Raw genomic sequence first — 16,253 nt, 5'->3', positions numbered from 1 at the left:
TTGACACATCACAATATATAAATGAAACTATATTTGAAACATCACATATTGTTATGAATAGGTTCATGGCTCATGATAGATAAAATCGACTTAAATCTTCTTCAAGTATTTGCAACCGTATATCGTCACCAATCCATCACCCTTGCAGCAGAAGAAATGGGAATGACGCAACCAGGTGTGAGTGGTTTATTAAAACGCCTGAAAGCGCAGCTAGGGAGCGAACTTTTTATTCGCTCTGGTCGAGGTATCGCACCAACTCGTCATGCTCGAGAGTTGATCCGTCAAATCGAGCCTGCCCTGATTCAAATTAATAACGCGTTAGAAAACTTGGATGGTTTTAATACCGAATATCCACACCGATTTGTGGTGTACACTTCGGAACCGATCATGCTAATGCTGTTACCTATGATAGAGGCCGATACTGAGCTTGGTCAGGTCCGTATCGAATTGCACCCTACACGTTCAAACGAAGATCAATTAATTAGTGACCTTCAGCAACGTCAGGCAGACTTAGCTATTGAGTTCTCTAACCATGCTTCCAGCTCTTTTTTTACAGAAATGTTATTTGAAGATGAGATGTGTGTAATTGTACGCAAAGGCCATCCAAGAATAATCGATTCAATCTCAGAACAAGATTTTTATAAAGAGCGACATATTACCTTGAAGCTTCGTAGAGAACAGATCTATTTAGCCGATTACTTCACTACAGAAAAACTACAGGAGAGGACTGTCGCCGCCGAATGTACCTCATTACTTTCACAAATGTCGATGGTCTCAACCAGTGATTGTATCGCCATTATGACCAAAAGCATTGCTCATATGTTTGCCGATAAACTCGATATTCTGATTCTACCGAGTCCATTTACCTCTATCCCCATTAATCACCGTCTCATGGTGCACAATCGCGATAAGAAAAGTCCGTCAAGTATATGGTTAAGAAACAAAATTAAATCCTATTTTAAGTAGAGCGGTTATTGGAAGAATAAGCGGAACATGTTTTGTTAATTGAAGATGGCCAATTCTACTGCCAGTTCAGGTCAATCGGTTGTTTTAAGCAATGAAGCCATAATCACACAAACAAAAATTATACAACCACCGATAATTTGTATAATAGATAAGCTCTCATTTAACCAAACTACCGCAAACAGTGCGCCAAACAGAGGTTCACTGCCCATAAGTAATGAAACCTTGGTTGGTGATAACTTCCTTACTGCATGATTCTGTACAAAAAACGCGTACAAAGTACAGCAAACCACCAAGTAACACATCATTCCCCAAAACAGATAATGTGTTGGAAGCTCAAAATTTAAGTCAGAATCAATCAACACGATCCCTAACGCGCACATTGCAACTACAAATGATTGAATACAAGTTAATGTTCCATTGGTGATTTTTTTACCATCGGTCAGCTTTTTGGTTGTCGTCACCATCAATGCACGCAACACAGCAGCAGAAAGAATAAAATAATCACCGTAATTTAATTCCATCTCAAATCGAGTGGAACGGGTTAATAAGAAAACCCCAACAATACTTGCTAACACGAGTATCAACATTGTTTTGTTAATCGCACTTTTATTGATGAGCGCTTCAACAAATAAAGTAAAAATGACAGATAGGCTGATCAAGAATGCAGCATTACTGGCCGTGGTTTTAAATACACCCATCACCTCAAATGCGAAAATAGCCGCCAAAATTAATCCTGTTGGCAACGCCACTTTCCAATCTGAACTCCTTGCTGTTTTTAAGTCTCTCACTGTCATTGGCAGCAGCACTAAACAAGTTAGTGAAAATCGTATGGCTATAAACATCATAACGGACGTGTAGATAAGCGATTGTTTTGTAAGCCCATAACTTGTACCCCAAAAAATTGCCACTAGTAAAAGTGCGGCCTCTAAAGTAGGAAAATAAATTGTACTGTTAGTATTTCTTGCTGGCGTAATATTACTCATACCGTCCCTCTATTTTACTGATGTAGCCAGAGAATGATTTCACTGCTTTGACATACATAATATAAATCAGTAACTTTAACGTAACAATTAGGTGATTATGCAAAGGATAATTGCGCTGTGGACACAAATAAAATTATGAATTTGATGCCTGAAATGGCCACATTCGTTAGTGTTATAGAAGAAGGCAGTTTTTCTAAAGCTGCACAAAAGTTAGGTGTAATGCCTTCATCAGTCAGTCGTTCAATCAGTAAACTTGAAAATGCGTTACAACAAAAGTTAATCGAAAGAACCACTCGAAGTCTTCGTTTAACCAGTGTTGGGGAAGAAGTCTTTCAGCTTTGTTTAGCGATGCTTCAATCGGCAAAACAAGCGGTTCACGCAGCGCAAGCTAGTCAAAATGAAGCCGTAGGTGAACTTACCGTTGCTGCGCCTAAAGCACTGGCTCGACAAATTTTGATGCCACGAACTCTTGCCTTTGTAAAAGCGTATCCAAATGTTCAGTTAAAATGGAAAGTAACAGACCATTACATTGATCCGATAGGTGGCGAGGTTGATATTGTTATTCATATTACCACGCACCCTGTTGAGCGTTTAGTTGCCAAAACACTCGGTACAGTAAAGCGAATTGCTTGCGCCACTCCCGAATATATTAATAAATATGGCTTACCCACCCACCCTAGCGATCTCATTTCACATCAATGTATAGGCTATGGTGAAACACCAGCTGATGATTCATGGACTCTTACATTGGGCGCAAAAAAGCACACCTTAAAAATTAAAGGCCCTCTGGCAGTTAACCACAGTGAAATAAGACGAGAAGCGGTATTACAAGGATTAGGTATTTCAATTTTTCCAGATTTCACCGTCGCTAAATACCTCGCGTCAGGTGATCTAATTCAAGTCCTACCTGAATGGCACATTAAAGGGGGTTATCAAGGCAGCATTATGGCGCAATATCCACAATCAAGGTACATTCCAAATCAACTTAAAGCTTTTATTGATTTCCTAGCTGCAGAACAATTACTACTCTAAAATTTCTACGACAAAAAATGATTAAAAATTGGAACATTCAATACCTAACCAGCTTCAACAGACGCTTCCAATGAGCTTGTCGAAGCTGGTTGTTGAAAATAAGTTAATCAGAAAATATTCAGTCCAAAAATACCTTTTACGTCAAACAGTACTTGCGCTGTTTTTTCTCTAGAAACCCGGCTTCCCTTTACTAAAATATCAACAAGTTGAGCCTTATCGTTTAGAAATTCTGCTCTTCTATCTCTTATTGGCCTGAGCATGTCCTGCAAACACTCTTCCAGTATTTTTTTCGTTGTTCCGTCACCAAGTCCTCCATGTTGATAATGTTGTTTTAGTTGACTGATATAGCCTTTATCTGAATGAAAAGCATCAAGATAGGTAAACACAATATTTCCTTGGATATTGCCGGGATCGTCAACCCTCAGGTGATTAGGGTCGGTATACATCGATTTAACCGCTGCGGAGATTTCCTTCTCAGTGGCACCAAGATTAATGGCGTTGCCCATCGACTTGGACATCTTACTTTTGCCATCTGTGCTAGGTAAGCGTGATGCTGTACTCAATAAAGGCCTACATTCATTCAAAACATTATGCCCTGCAAGTGCGTTAATCTTTCTCACTATCTCATTAGTTTGTTCAAGCATTGGTAACTGGTCATCACCAACAGGAACTAAAGACGCCTTGAACCCCGTGATATCTGCAGCCTGTGATATAGGGTAAGTAAGAAAACCAGCTGGAATAGATCGTTCAAATCCTTTGTTTTGGATTTCACTTTTAACGGTTGGATTGCGCTCTAATCGACTGATGGTTACAAGGTTACTGTAATACATTGTCAATTCAGCCAGAGCGGGCAGTTGTGATTGAAGGCAAATAGTTGTTTTAGAAGGGTCGATGCCAACCGCTAAATAATCTGCAACGACATTTAAAATGTTGGATGATACCTTTTTCGGATTATGAGCGTTGTCAGTAAGGCCTTGCATGTCAGCAACAAGAATTGTTTGTTCATGCCGCGCTTGTAAAACAACGCGCTGCTTTAAAGAACCGACATAATGACCTAAATGCAACGGCCCTGTCGCTCTATCACCGGTTAAAATAATTTCTGGTTTATCAAAAGTTTGCTTTGTATTCATGAGTATATCTCCGGGTTAAAATAGATCACTACTGGAGATATAAAAGAAATAACAGTCTTAGCTACCTTCCAGCAGCTTAAGAATGTAAAAATTCCGCGCCGCTCTAATTAGAGCGCCACCAGAAGAAGAATGATGTAGGCATTGAAATGTATTTCATCGGGATAATCTAGCAACAATTCTTTTGAAATTCAACTCTGCTGAGTGTTGGTTTAAAGAAAAACTTAAAATCTACAACAGCATGACAATACAAATACTATTTATATTTAATTTCAAATAGTTACCTACATTGACTAGAAGATATATCTGTAAGTTACTCCTTGGGTTGGTAACCCGTCTTCTTCGCAAGTTTTTGCATCGCCTCGGCAAACGTTGTTGTTCCACCTTTAGCTTGAACCTGTATCACTTTATATCCCATGTTTTCCAACGCTTGGCGTTCAACTAAAACCGCCCTATCATTTTGTTGACTGCCTTGTACAGGCTGATGAATATAGCACCCTTCTAGTTGACCATCTTCAACCAGTTGGTGGTGTCTCAGTGCATTAATATCAAAATTCATAATCAGTCTTTTCGTTTAAAATGGAGAATTTTTATAGCAAAAGCCACAAGCTTTTATAATTTATCAGCCTGTATCATAAAGCATTTCTAGGGCTTTCTGTGAGGCTAAATACGGCTTTATTTTCCATTTCACTATGAATAAAAACAGTATTTAGCCAGTGGTACAATTTCTAGTTTAGATCGGTCTTATACTCTACTCCCAATCCAAGATCACCTTGCCAGACTGCCCGCTACGCATGGTGTCGAAGCCTTTTTGGAAGTCGTCAATCTTGTAGTGATGGGTGATAATTGGGGTAAGATCTAAGCCCGATTGGATGAGGCTAGCCATTTTATACCAAGTTTCGAACATTTCACGTCCGTAAATACCTTTGATGACCATGCCTTTAAATATCACTTGATTCCAGTCAATTCCCATATCTTTAGGCGGAATACCTAGCAGAGCCACTCGGCTACCATGATTCATTGCGTTAAGCATGCTGTTAAATGCCATCGGATTACCTGACATTTCTAAGCCTACATCAAAGCCTTCTGTCATTTGCAATTCGTTCATTACTTGTTCAAGGCTCTGATTGGAGACATTGACTGCTCGGGTAACGCCCATTTTTTTGGCCAATTCTAGCCGATACTCATTTACATCGGTTATCACAACATTACGAGCACCAACATGTTTTGCAACCGCCGCAGCCATAATACCGATAGGTCCAGCGCCAGTAATTAGCACATCTTCGCCAACAAGGTCAAACGATAGCGCGGTATGTACTGCGTTGCCAAATGGGTCAAATATAGAAGCTAGATCGTCGGAAATACTGTCTGGGATCTTAAAGGCATTAAATGCAGGAATCACCAAAAACTCAGAAAATGCACCAGTACGGTTAACGCCAACACCAACAGTATTCCGGCACAGATGGGTTCGACCCCCTCTACAGTTTCGACAGTGCCCACAGGTTATATGACCTTCACCTGAAACTCGATCCCCAAGTTCGAAACCTCGAACTTCTTGGCCTATACCGACAACTTCTCCAACATATTCATGCCCAACGACCATTGGTACTGGAATAGTATTTTGTGCCCACTCATCCCAATTATAGATATGGATATCTGTACCACAAATCGCAGTTTTTTTGATACGGATTAACAGATCATTGTGGCCAATTTCAGGTTTGTCTACCTCAGTGAGCCAAATACCTTCTTTTGCTTTTAATTTTGCTAGTGCTTTGATTTTCATTAAATAATACCCATATCTTTGCCAACTTGAATGAACACATCAATCGCTTTATCAAGTTCTTCACGAGTGTGAGCCGCAGACATTTGCGTACGAATGCGAGCTTGCCCTTTAGGAACAACAGGAAAAGAGAAACCAACCACATAAATGCCTTTTTCTAATGCGCGTTCGGCAAATTCAGCAGCAACTTTAGCATCGCCTAACATAATAGGAATGATCGCATGGTCGGCGCCACCCATATTAAAGCCAGCACTTTCCATACGAGTACGGAAATGAGCGGCATTTTCCCATAAACGATCACGTAACTCGCCGCTTTCTTTCAACAAATCCAATACACGGATAGACGCAGACACAATGGCCGGCGCAACAGAGTTCGAGAATAAATACGGACGAGAACGTTGGCGTAACCAATCGATAACTTCTTTTTTACCAGAGGTATAACCACCTGATGCTCCGCCCATGGCTTTACCAAGCGTACCAGTAATAATATCAATACGATCGATCACGTCATGATACTCATGTGTGCCCGCGCCATTTTCTCCCATAAAACCAACAGCATGAGAATCATCAACCATAACAAGTGCATTGTATTTATCCGCCAAATCACAAATAGCCGGAAGGTTGGCCACCACGCCATCCATTGAAAATACACCGTCGGTAACAATCAGTTTATGGCGAGCCCCTGCGTTGTCAGCGTCGATCAGCTGTTGTTCTAGCTGTTGCATATTATTATTGGCATAACGAAAACGCATGGCTTTGCATAAGCGAACCCCATCAATAATTGAAGCATGGTTTAAAGCATCGGAGATAATGGCGTCTTCTTTGCCTAAAATCGTTTCGAATAAACCAGCATTAGCGTCAAAGCACGACGTGTACAGAATAGTATCTTCTTTGCCTAAAAATTCGGATAATTTCTGTTCTAACAGTTTATGGGTATTTTGTGTTCCACAAATAAAGCGAACTGATGCCATACCAAAACCGTGTTGGTCCATACCGTCTTTTGCTGCTTGAATTAGTGCTGGATGATTAGCCAACCCCAAATAGTTATTTGCACAAAAATTAAGCACTTGTTCTCCAGTTGAAATAGAGACGGCGGCCTTTTGTGCTGAAGTAATAATACGTTCAGATTTATAAAGCCCTTCTTCTTTTACTTGTTCAATCTGTTGACTAATTTGCTCATAAAATGCAGAAGACATGCTTGTATTCCTTATAAGAGGTGGTTATTCGCCTACAATGCTACTCGACGTTTTGTCAGAAGGCGATTACACCGTTCACAATGTGCACGCCTTATCTATTTACAGTGTAAAGTTATTTTAATTGATCTAGATAAAGACTATTATCCCCTGTTATGGAAAACCATTAATGAATCTTAGGCACAAATAAGTATGATTTCTAGCCAATTACTCTCTTTGCTGCCCGATCTAGCGGCTTTTATTCTTGTTGAACAAGAAAAAAGCTTTACCGCTGCGGCAAAAAAACTCAATGTCACCCCGTCAGCGTTAAGTAAAACGATCACACGGCTAGAAAAAGCGTTATCAGTCAAACTGTTTGAACGTACGACACGAACCTTGATCATTACTGATGCTGGAAAGAAAATTTACGATGAATGCATCATCATGGTTAATTCGGCACAGCAAGCAATAGAAATTTCTAACGAAGATCATAATCAACCTAGCGGTTCCATAACTGTAGCCGCACCGGAAGCGTTTTTAAACTCAGTATTGCAACCGTTTGTTATTCCTTTTTTAAAGCGTTATCCCGATATTCAGTTGAAACTGCGCGCCGCCGATGGGTCGGTAGATATTTTTAAAAACGGCATAGATATTGTTTTTCGCCTTACCGACAAACCAGATGAAAACTTAGTATTGAAAGAGATTGGTGAAACAAAATTGATGCTTTGTGCTAGCCCTGAATATTTACGCAAACGAGGAAATCCTACTCATCCAAAGCATTTACTTGATCACGATTGTCTCTATTTGGCAGAAACAGAAGGCGACAACAGATGGAATTTGGTTAAAGATGATCAGCTACATCAAATAACCGTTTCAGGCCGCTACGCAGTAAACCATTCGCAAATGCGGTTAAATGGCGTGAAAAATGGGTTAGGCATTGGAATATTTCATGATTTTGTCGTACAAGAGGCAATACAATCAGGACAAGTAGAAGAAGTCCTTAGTGATTGGACCATCAAAGGCAACTATCACGGTATGGTGGCATTACAATTTGCACAAACTAACTATATGCCAGCCCGTTTTCGGGTATTTATTGACTACATGATGGACAATTTATCTATTAGCAAATAACTTATCTACAACAAATAAATGTATAAGGATTGATTATATGTTGAAACGAATTCATCATGCCGCGATTATCTGTTCCGATTATCAAGTTTCAAAGCAGTTTTATATCGAAATACTAGGCTTGAAACTGGTGGCAGAAAACTATCGTACACATCGGGATTCCTACAAACTGGATCTTGCTCTGCCAGACGGCGGACAAATTGAATTATTTTCTTTTCCAAATGCTCCAGAACGGCCTACAACACCAGAGGCCCAAGGATTAAGGCATCTTGCTTTTGTTGTTGATTCGGTTGAAAAAGTCAAAGCAGAATTAGAAGCCAAAGGAGTAGAAGTAGAGCCAATTCGAGTTGACGAATATACCGGTAAAATGTTTACTTTTTTTAAAGATCCAGACGATTTGCCATTAGAAATTTATCAGCAGTAGTTTATACACAACCGTTCCATTTGTTCTTAATTGGTCGCTCTTTCAGCAACAATCTGCTTTTAATCACATTATCTGGGTAAATTGACAGCAAATAAATACCATTTTGATGGTGTACGTGCAGCATGTTTTTACTGTTACAGCGCCCTATATTTGTATCTTGTAATGCCTACGCCTTATCATGATCAGTTAAAAAGTCTGGTTTAGGTTAAATTTGTCTTATCCGCCTCTCTTTAATCTAATGAAAATTTAATATCCATTGTTGTTATATTCATAGCAATACAATGGCATGTGTCAAAAGTACAACACCGCTGCACATGCGTAAATTATCAACTCCGTTTATTAGATAAGGAATGTGCCATGGACAGTATTATTGTTTCTCCTGGAAAATACATACAAGGCAGTGGTTCAATCAAAAATATTGCAAAATATGCCAATAAGCGTTCGCTAGTCATCGCTGATGAGTTCGTTATGGGGATAACCAAAGATTTGGTATTAGAAAGCTATACGTCACAGCAGGTAAACGTTGATTTTGAATTATTCAATGGAGAATGTTCAAAAATCGAAATCGACCGATTAACAAGCAAAATATCTCAATACGGCAGCGAAATGATTGTCGGTATAGGAGGAGGAAAGACTCTAGACACAGCCAAAGCTATGGCTCATTATCAAGGTCTTCCAGTAGTCATTGTACCAACTATCGCTTCTACCGATGCGCCATGCAGCGCGTTATCTGTCTTGTACACCGAAGATGGTGTATTTGATCAATATCTTCTATTACCCAGTAACCCTAATGTGGTGTTAATGGATACCGATATTATCTCCAACGCCCCTACTCGTTTATTGGTTGCTGGAATGGGCGATGCGCTAGCGACGTATTTTGAAGCAAGAGCAGCAAAAACAGCTCAAGCAACGAACATGTTAGGTGGTTTAACTACTAATGCCGCACTCACACTCGCTCGTCTATGTTATGACACTCTAATTGAACAAGGTTATCTTGCTAAAGCAGCAGCAGATGCCGACGTATCAACTAAAGCTCTAGAAAATATTGTTGAAGCCAATACCTATTTAAGTGGAGTTGGGTTCGAAAGTGGTGGTTTAGCCGCTGCTCATGCGATTCATAATGGTTTAACCTTATTAGAGGAATGCCACCATCTTTATCATGGCGAAAAAGTAGCATTTGGTACTATTACCCAACTCATATTAGAAAATGCACCGACTGACGAGATCGAAGAAGTGCTGAACTTCTGCCATAGTGTGGGATTACCGACGTGTCTTGCGGATATGGGAGTAAAACAAATTGATAAAGACAAACTATACGAAGTAGCAAAACTCGCGACGGCGGAAGGTGAGACAATTCACAATATGCCATTTATTGTGACAGCAGAAAGCGTCTTAGCAGCAATATTGACCGCAGATAAAATAGGTTCTTTAGACTAGTTAGATCAAAAGCCACAATCGGTAGAATGATCAAGCTAGCAAGTGGTTAACTTTAATTTATTTTGAATAAATTGAACTCAATTTTAAACTTACAAACGGGCATATGGATATCGTTCATTCATAGCCCGTTTACTTAAATCTTTGGTAGCCAAGCTTTGTCTGGACGCCAACTCTGTAACCATCCAATAAATTGCCCTGCAGGCATTGGCCTTGCAATACCATAACCTTGTGCTAAATCGCATCCCATTGATAAAAGCTGAGTGCCATGATCAATACTCTCTACTCCCTCTGCAGTGACTTCACGATTAAAGGCTGCTGCTAAATTAATAACCCCTTTAACTATCGCTCTATCATCAGGATCAATCAGCATATCTCTGACAAAACTTTGATCTATTTTTAGTACGTCCGCAGGTAAGCGTTTAAGGTACGTTAACGAAGAAAACCCTGTGCCAAAATCATCCAACGCAAAGTTAACACCTATATCCATACATTGTTTCATCGTCGACATAACGTCAGCTAGATCTCCTAACGCACTGGTTTCTAAAATTTCAATTTGCAATGAGTGCGGTTTTACCTTTGGATACTTAGCAAGCAACGCAGAAAGGTTATCAACAAAATCTGTCTGTTGGATCTGAAAAGCATCAATATTGGCGCTGATAGGAATATCGTAGCCTTGAGCCTGCCATGCTTCAATTTGAGACAATGCCGAGTCGAGTACCCATTCGCCTATAGTGATACTTAATTGATGACAATCTATAAATGGCAAAAAATCATCTGGAAGAAGCAAACCTAATTCAGGATGGTGCCACCTTATCAAAGCTTCAACCCCAACAACCTCACCAGTGCGCATGTTAACTTTAGGCTGATAAAATAATTCGAACTCGGAACATTCTAAGCCGTTTTCTATATATTCAATCATTTGGCGTTGAGTTTTTATTGACTTATCTTTATGTACATCAAATAAATGGTACTTGTTCTTACCTGATTGCTTAGCGATGTACATTGCATGATCGGCGTGTCGTAATAATTGGTCTGCGTCGACACCGTCTTGAGGGTACAACGTAATTCCAATACTAGTTGAAACCTGTAATGTTTGATTACCAATGTTCACCGAGCTCATTGCCGCTTTTAATAAACGATTTAAAACTGCTTGGCATTGCTTCATATTTTCAATACCAGTTAGCACAGCAACAAATTCATCACCACCAATGCGAGCTAAAGTATCTCCCTCGCGTAAACAGCCATTCATTGAAGTCGACAGCTGAATCAAAAGATCATCACCTACATTATGCCCGTAGGTATCATTAATAATTTTAAAACCATCCAAATCAAGATAAGCAACTGCCGTTGACAGGCCCGTTACTTCTGCTTCTTCCATTGCTAAATTTAATCGCTCAGCCAACAATATTCTATTAGGTAAATTGGTTAATGTGTCATAAAGAGCAATATGTTCCAGTTGCTTTTGGTGTTTCTTCATTGGAGTAATATCTGAAAACAGTGCCACGTAATTTTTAATTTTTCCACGAACGTCTAACACAGCACTAATAGTAACGAGTTCGGCAAATAATTCACCGTCTTTGCGTTTATTCCAAATTTCACCGGACCACTGCTTATCGGTGACTAAAGAGGCCCACATTTGAGAATAAAAGGCTTTATCCTGTAAATTAGAACTCAAAAAACTTGGATTCTGTCCTAATGCTTCTTCTCTGCTGTAACCTGTTATGCGGCTAAACGTGTCATTAACATCAATAATCAGCCCTAATGGGTCAGTGATGATGATACCTTCTCTAGCATGTGTAAATACACTCGCCGCTAATTCTAGTTGCTCCTCAGTTTTTTTCCGCTCAGTAATATCTCTAATCTCTAGTACCTGAGCATCAATCCCTTTATAGGTAATATGTTTGCCCTTTACGGCAATCGGGAAGCGTGAACCATCTTTACGAATGCCCTCTATTTCATAACTATCTTCATTCTGTGTTGGTATTTTATGTAAAATAATCTCAAGGTATTCTGGGGCAATAAACCTAAGATCATTCATGCTAATCAATTCAAAATAGTTAAATCCGGTAATATCGGTTAAGCCGCTATTACATTCTAAAATTTGCCCATTATCATGAATGAGTATCCCACCATACGTTGCAGCACTGAGTGCTTTGAATCGTTCTTCGCTCTCAGATAGAGTTTTCTGAGCAACGCCAATTCGTTTATTAAAACGGTGCAAATAAAAAGTAATCGAACTAGTAACAATAACCAAAATAGACGCCATAAATAGTGCAGGAAGCACCCAAACAGGTAAATGGCTCGATGCTTTTTCATAGATAAACCCATCAAGATACTTATCATCAACAACCAAACCTGTTTTGATAAATGTATCTGCCATGTGTTGCCAGCGTTCTGGATTAGTGTGTCCAATTTGAATAAGGTCCGGAATAATCAACTTACGTATTTGTTGCGCTTCAAATCGAAGATGGTCACGTGTTTTATTCACGTGATATTTGGTTTTTAAAAGCTCTATTATTTCTTCGGGATTATCTAATGCGTAGCGCCACCCTTTTAGAGTAGCACGCAACATTGCTTCAACACGTTCAGGATTATTTTTTACTTCATGCTCCGAAGTGAAAAATATATCACTATAGAAATCTACACTATAAGAAATCGGATCAATAATATTATAGGCAATATTATTCTGCTCTAATAAATAAGGCTCATTGGTTGTATAAGAATTAAACGCCGCTACTTTGCCAGAAATAAGATCGTCCAACTCATAACTACTCGCGACAATATCGAGCTGTGAGAAAGAAATGCCTTCATTAAGAAACATGGTAAGGAAATCAGCATCTTCAGACTTACTGGTTAACATGACCTTCTTACCAACAAGATCATGCACAGTACGAATACCTGAGCTTTGTAGGGTAATTAATACCGATGGTGAATGTTGGAAAATAGGTGCTAAAGCAACTAATGGTTTACCGAGTAATCTTTGATAAAGGATCTCGCTATTGCCTTCGGCATATTGTGCTCTTCCTGATAATACTTCTTTCGTCGGTTGATGTGCAGGATCGCCACTTCTAATCTTAACATCCAAGCCTTCATCTCTATAAAAGCCTTTTTCTAATGCAGCATAATAACCGGCAAACTGAAATTGATGATGCCAGCGTAGCTGTAAATTCACTGTGTCTAACTGCTCAGATTCAGTGGCAAATGAAGCAGAAACATTAAAAGTACTGATAATAGGGAACAAGTACGAAAGGCAACGAATTAACATTATCAATACGTTGTTTTTTTTGGAAAATTTAAATCTAACCACATGTAAAACAGCCAAGAAAATTGAATATTCTTTAGAAGAAGTGTGGTTTATTTTTACCAAAACAATGACATCCTGATGCTGCACTTCTAACTAAATATTATTGTAGTTTAAGTGAAATAATTAATTTCAGAAATATCAATATAGCGTACTGATTAAATTATATAAAGGACTAAATATAACGGTTTTATATACTTGAGAATTCTAGCAACCATAAGAAATACAACTAATATCATATTAAAAAGCTAGCAGGACGTTCCTGCTAGCAGTGTAGAATAATGTTACTTTTTACTTAACCAACTTCATTTCTTGAATAATTTCTGAGGCAATCTCTGGTTTGGTGCTAGTTGGTTTGGCATGAAGATCCGATTTAAGCTGACCTTTACGATTGCTTAACCCTGCTTCTAATTTTTTCAATGCAGCTGAAATGGCAGGATACATGATTGCGTTGGATGACTTGGCTGATACTCTTACGCCCTCATAATTAGTAAATATTTCTACTTCATGTTGTCCGTGTTCTTTGGTGATGATGATGTCACTACTGATGAGTTGAGGAAAGTGAGCAGATATCTTTTCAAATTTACTTTCAATTTCTTTACGTGAGTCGTCATTAATTGATACATGATGTGTTTGAACATTTACTTTCATATAGTTGTACCTTTTCAATTACTGTGTTCGTTAAACTTAGCAAAGGTAGAGAACCTTGACCAAGTATAGATTTGCACATGTGTGATTGAGTTCCGTATTATCAAATTTTATGACTCTGAGCACTTGAATACACAAAACGGTTAAATTGCGACCTACTCCTTAATGTTTATTTCATTTATAAATTAAATATAACCCATTGATTTACAGATGCAACAAAACTTAGCTATTTTCATCTGCCCAGTTAAATTTACTTTTATCTATGCCTTCTTTAGCTTCTTTTATTCGCTCTCGTCTAAATTTTTCTTCATCACGAGCAGCATCAATCTCTTGCATGATGGCGGCAATATCTGCTTCAGTATCCCCTTCGACAAATTGTCCAGTCAGTTCGCTATCCGGTTTCAAATCACCTTTCTCGTATAGCGCCCATATTTCTTTGGCGTATTCTGTCGCCAATAATTCTGGAGCAAACTGGCCATAGTAGTCACGAATGTTGTTAATATCTCGCGCTAGCATCCACTCTGCATTATTATTTGCCGCAGCATCGACAGCTTGTGGTAGGTCAATAATAACCGGCCCATACTCATCCACTAGCACATTAAACTCAGATAAATCGCCGTGAATAATGCCTTCGCATAACATTTTTACGACGTAAGACATCATCTCTTGGTGATCTTCAATCGCCTGTTCCGCAGACATCATGACATCATTAAGTCTAGGCGCGACGTAACCTTCATCATCCGTGATCAATTCCATTAACAGTACGCCATCAACACAGCCATACGGTTCTGGTACTCTTACGCCTGCCGCAGCGAGTTTATACAACGCATCGACTTCTGCATTTTGCCAGACTTTTTCTTGCTGTTGGCGACCAAACCCCGAACCTTTTTCCATTGCTCGAGCTCGACGACTGTTGCGGACTTTGCGACCTTCGCGATAAGCGACCGCTTGTTTAAAGCTTCGTTGATTCGACTCTTTGTAAACCTTAGCACAACGGATACTCTCTCCGCAGCGCACTATGTAAACAGAAGCTTCTTTGCCACTCATAAGTTGGCTTTGTACCTCGTCAACCAGACCATCGTCGACTAAAGGCTGTATTCTCTTGGGTATTTTCATAACAACGTTATACCTTAGTTAACGGAAAGATGTAATATTCAGCCGTTAATTGAACCAATATTGTTGGAATTAGATTCATAATCTATCTAAATATAATTACTATTCTCAATTCCAATATGTCATTTGGTAAAAATAACTATTGATTAACTTACTCACAAACGACTCCTTGCCAGTGATACTTTTCCGCTAGTCGATAAATCATCTGTTTTTCTTTGTCGGTTTCATCTTTTAGCCAATTAATAAGCTCATCTACGATTGGTGATTGATTTCTATAATGACAAAAATATTTCCATGCACTGAACTGAACGGATGCAAATTCTGGACAAACCAAATAACCACGCTCTAGCTCAGGTAACACAAGCAGTAAATCAGTCACCGTAACGCCTTGACCGGATAAACAGGCACTTAAGGCCATATCTAGTGTTAGAAATGTGGTATTACGCGCATGAGAAGTTGTGTCATATTCTGTGGCATTCAGCCAAGTGCTCCAATCATGGTGATCCATTGTAGGATGTAATCTCGGCAACTGGATGATAGTTTCGATTGTTGCTTGACTGGTTATTAGCTGCTGCGCGCAAACTGGCGCCATATATTCGTCACGCAAATACATAACATCCGGTTGGTTGCTGTAAAAACTGCCGCGACGAGAATTGAATATCAATAGATCATAATCATTAGAGTTAATACTTTCATCTTCATCAATAGTTGGGATCACAACTATTTCATAGTTTGGGTATTTTTCGTGTAACTGATGGATTTTAGGAATAAGAGAACGGGTTGCATAACTTAGTGCCGCTTTTATGACTATTTTTTTCGGTTGTTCTTGTTGCCACATAGCAATGAGCGACTCTAGAGCCTGATAGTTTTTTTGTAGCGTTGCAAACAGTGACTGTCCTTTTAAGGTCAATTCTATCGAACGATTATTTCGAATAATTAAAGATTCCTTGAGATCATCTTCTAATTGCTTTATCTGTCGGCTGACTGCACTTTGTGTTACATGCAACTCTTTTGCGGCTGAGGTAAAGCTCATCAACCTTGCGACTGATTCGAATACTTTTAGACCTTTATGAGAATACGGTAAATTTGGATAAGGTTTCATTTTCATCCACATGAGTTTATGTAATGACAGATTGACATAA

General features: G+C 39.1%; 14 protein-coding genes. 5 read left to right on the top strand and 9 right to left on the bottom strand.

The window, feature by feature from the left end:
* Nucleotides 1-72: 72 nt before the first annotated feature.
* Complete coding sequence (locus R3X26_RS04940; RefSeq protein ID WP_317716099.1) at nucleotides 73-966, top strand: LysR family transcriptional regulator; 894 nt, start codon at nucleotides 73-75, stop codon at nucleotides 964-966.
* A gap of 71 nt (nucleotides 967-1,037) precedes the next feature.
* On the opposite strand, the gene R3X26_RS04935 is transcribed toward R3X26_RS04940, so the two are convergent.
* Nucleotides 1,038-1,949 (bottom strand): DMT family transporter, encoded by a 912-nt coding sequence (locus R3X26_RS04935; RefSeq protein ID WP_317716098.1) that lies wholly within the window; start codon nucleotides 1,947-1,949, stop codon nucleotides 1,038-1,040.
* Between the two features lie 117 nt (nucleotides 1,950-2,066).
* On the opposite strand from R3X26_RS04935, the gene R3X26_RS04930 reads away from it, so the two are divergent.
* A complete protein-coding gene (locus R3X26_RS04930) occupies nucleotides 2,067-2,981 on the top strand; it encodes a LysR family transcriptional regulator (RefSeq protein ID WP_317716097.1) in 915 nt (304 codons plus the stop codon).
* A gap of 107 nt (nucleotides 2,982-3,088) precedes the next feature.
* Here R3X26_RS04930 and trpS read toward each other — a convergent pair whose 3' ends face one another.
* The 4 genes from trpS to R3X26_RS04910 all read right to left on the bottom strand — a co-directional run bounded on the left by trpS (nucleotide 3,089) and on the right by R3X26_RS04910 (nucleotide 7,084).
* On the bottom strand, nucleotides 3,089-4,111 hold the full coding sequence (gene trpS / locus R3X26_RS04925; protein WP_317716096.1) for a tryptophan--tRNA ligase: 1,023 nt from the start codon (nucleotides 4,109-4,111) through the stop codon (nucleotides 3,089-3,091).
* Nucleotides 4,112-4,421: 310 nt separating this feature from the next.
* Nucleotides 4,422-4,667, bottom strand: a complete 246-nt coding sequence (locus tag R3X26_RS04920; protein WP_317716095.1) for a hypothetical protein — start codon at nucleotides 4,665-4,667, stop codon at nucleotides 4,422-4,424.
* A 192-nt stretch (nucleotides 4,668-4,859) separates the two neighbouring features.
* Nucleotides 4,860-5,891 carry an L-threonine 3-dehydrogenase gene (gene tdh, locus R3X26_RS04915; protein ID WP_317716094.1) on the bottom strand — a complete coding sequence of 344 codons (1,032 nt, stop codon included), beginning with the start codon at nucleotides 5,889-5,891 and terminating at the stop codon, nucleotides 4,860-4,862.
* Complete coding sequence (locus R3X26_RS04910; RefSeq protein WP_317716093.1) at nucleotides 5,891-7,084, bottom strand: glycine C-acetyltransferase; 1,194 nt, start codon at nucleotides 7,082-7,084, stop codon at nucleotides 5,891-5,893. Before R3X26_RS04910 ends, tdh begins: the two co-directional genes overlap by 1 nt.
* 189 nt (nucleotides 7,085-7,273) lie before the next feature.
* Between R3X26_RS04910 and R3X26_RS04905 the strand changes: the two genes are divergently transcribed.
* From R3X26_RS04905 to R3X26_RS04895, 3 genes are all read left to right on the top strand, one after another.
* The gene (locus R3X26_RS04905; protein ID WP_317716092.1) at nucleotides 7,274-8,191 is read left to right on the top strand and encodes a LysR family transcriptional regulator; all 918 of its coding nucleotides are present in this window, start codon (nucleotides 7,274-7,276) and stop codon (nucleotides 8,189-8,191) included.
* Between the two features lie 37 nt (nucleotides 8,192-8,228).
* Complete coding sequence (locus R3X26_RS04900; protein ID WP_317716091.1) at nucleotides 8,229-8,612, top strand: VOC family protein; 384 nt, start codon at nucleotides 8,229-8,231, stop codon at nucleotides 8,610-8,612.
* A gap of 357 nt (nucleotides 8,613-8,969) precedes the next feature.
* On the top strand, nucleotides 8,970-10,049 hold the full coding sequence (locus R3X26_RS04895; protein ID WP_317716090.1) for a glycerol dehydrogenase: 1,080 nt from the start codon (nucleotides 8,970-8,972) through the stop codon (nucleotides 10,047-10,049).
* Between the two features lie 133 nt (nucleotides 10,050-10,182).
* On the opposite strand, the gene R3X26_RS04890 is transcribed toward R3X26_RS04895, so the two are convergent.
* From R3X26_RS04890 to R3X26_RS04875, 4 genes are all read right to left on the bottom strand, one after another.
* On the bottom strand, nucleotides 10,183-13,314 hold the full coding sequence (locus tag R3X26_RS04890) for an EAL domain-containing protein (RefSeq protein WP_317716089.1): 3,132 nt from the start codon (nucleotides 13,312-13,314) through the stop codon (nucleotides 10,183-10,185).
* 327 nt (nucleotides 13,315-13,641) lie between these two features.
* A complete protein-coding gene (gene hpf / locus R3X26_RS04885; protein ID WP_317716088.1) occupies nucleotides 13,642-14,001 on the bottom strand; it encodes a ribosome hibernation-promoting factor, HPF/YfiA family in 360 nt (119 codons plus the stop codon).
* Nucleotides 14,002-14,220: 219 nt separating this feature from the next.
* Nucleotides 14,221-15,114, bottom strand: a complete 894-nt coding sequence (locus R3X26_RS04880; protein ID WP_317716087.1) for a PA4780 family RIO1-like protein kinase — start codon at nucleotides 15,112-15,114, stop codon at nucleotides 14,221-14,223.
* 148 nt (nucleotides 15,115-15,262) lie between these two features.
* A complete protein-coding gene (locus R3X26_RS04875) occupies nucleotides 15,263-16,213 on the bottom strand; it encodes a LysR family transcriptional regulator (protein WP_317716086.1) in 951 nt (316 codons plus the stop codon).
* Between the last annotated feature and the right edge of the window lie 40 nt (nucleotides 16,214-16,253).

The sequence above is a fragment of the Vibrio sp. TH_r3 genome (assembly GCF_033101115.1).
Classification (GTDB): Bacteria; Pseudomonadota; Gammaproteobacteria; order Enterobacterales; family Vibrionaceae; genus Vibrio.
This window is presented reverse-complemented; position numbering and strand designations above follow the sequence as displayed.

Bases quoted from the DNA above. Each gene is read 5' to 3' on its own strand.
- R3X26_RS04875 (WP_317716086.1), bottom strand. From the start codon at position 16,213: ATGAAACCTTATCCAAATTTACCGTATTCTCATAAAGGTCTAAAAGTA.
- R3X26_RS04920 (WP_317716095.1), bottom strand. From the start codon at position 4,667: ATGAATTTTGATATTAATGCACTGAGACACCACCAACTGGTTGAAGAT.
- R3X26_RS04895 (WP_317716090.1), top strand. From the start codon at position 8,970: ATGGACAGTATTATTGTTTCTCCTGGAAAATACATACAAGGCAGTGGT.
- R3X26_RS04900 (WP_317716091.1), top strand. From the start codon at position 8,229: ATGTTGAAACGAATTCATCATGCCGCGATTATCTGTTCCGATTATCAA.
- R3X26_RS04890 (WP_317716089.1), bottom strand. From the start codon at position 13,314: ATGTTAATTCGTTGCCTTTCGTACTTGTTCCCTATTATCAGTACTTTT.
- R3X26_RS04880 (WP_317716087.1), bottom strand. From the start codon at position 15,114: ATGAAAATACCCAAGAGAATACAGCCTTTAGTCGACGATGGTCTGGTT.
- R3X26_RS04940 (WP_317716099.1), top strand. From the start codon at position 73: ATGATAGATAAAATCGACTTAAATCTTCTTCAAGTATTTGCAACCGTA.
- R3X26_RS04935 (WP_317716098.1), bottom strand. From the start codon at position 1,949: ATGAGTAATATTACGCCAGCAAGAAATACTAACAGTACAATTTATTTT.
- R3X26_RS04905 (WP_317716092.1), top strand. From the start codon at position 7,274: ATGATTTCTAGCCAATTACTCTCTTTGCTGCCCGATCTAGCGGCTTTT.
- trpS (WP_317716096.1), bottom strand. From the start codon at position 4,111: ATGAATACAAAGCAAACTTTTGATAAACCAGAAATTATTTTAACCGGT.
- tdh (WP_317716094.1), bottom strand. From the start codon at position 5,891: ATGAAAATCAAAGCACTAGCAAAATTAAAAGCAAAAGAAGGTATTTGG.
- R3X26_RS04910 (WP_317716093.1), bottom strand. From the start codon at position 7,084: ATGTCTTCTGCATTTTATGAGCAAATTAGTCAACAGATTGAACAAGTA.
- hpf (WP_317716088.1), bottom strand. From the start codon at position 14,001: ATGAAAGTAAATGTTCAAACACATCATGTATCAATTAATGACGACTCA.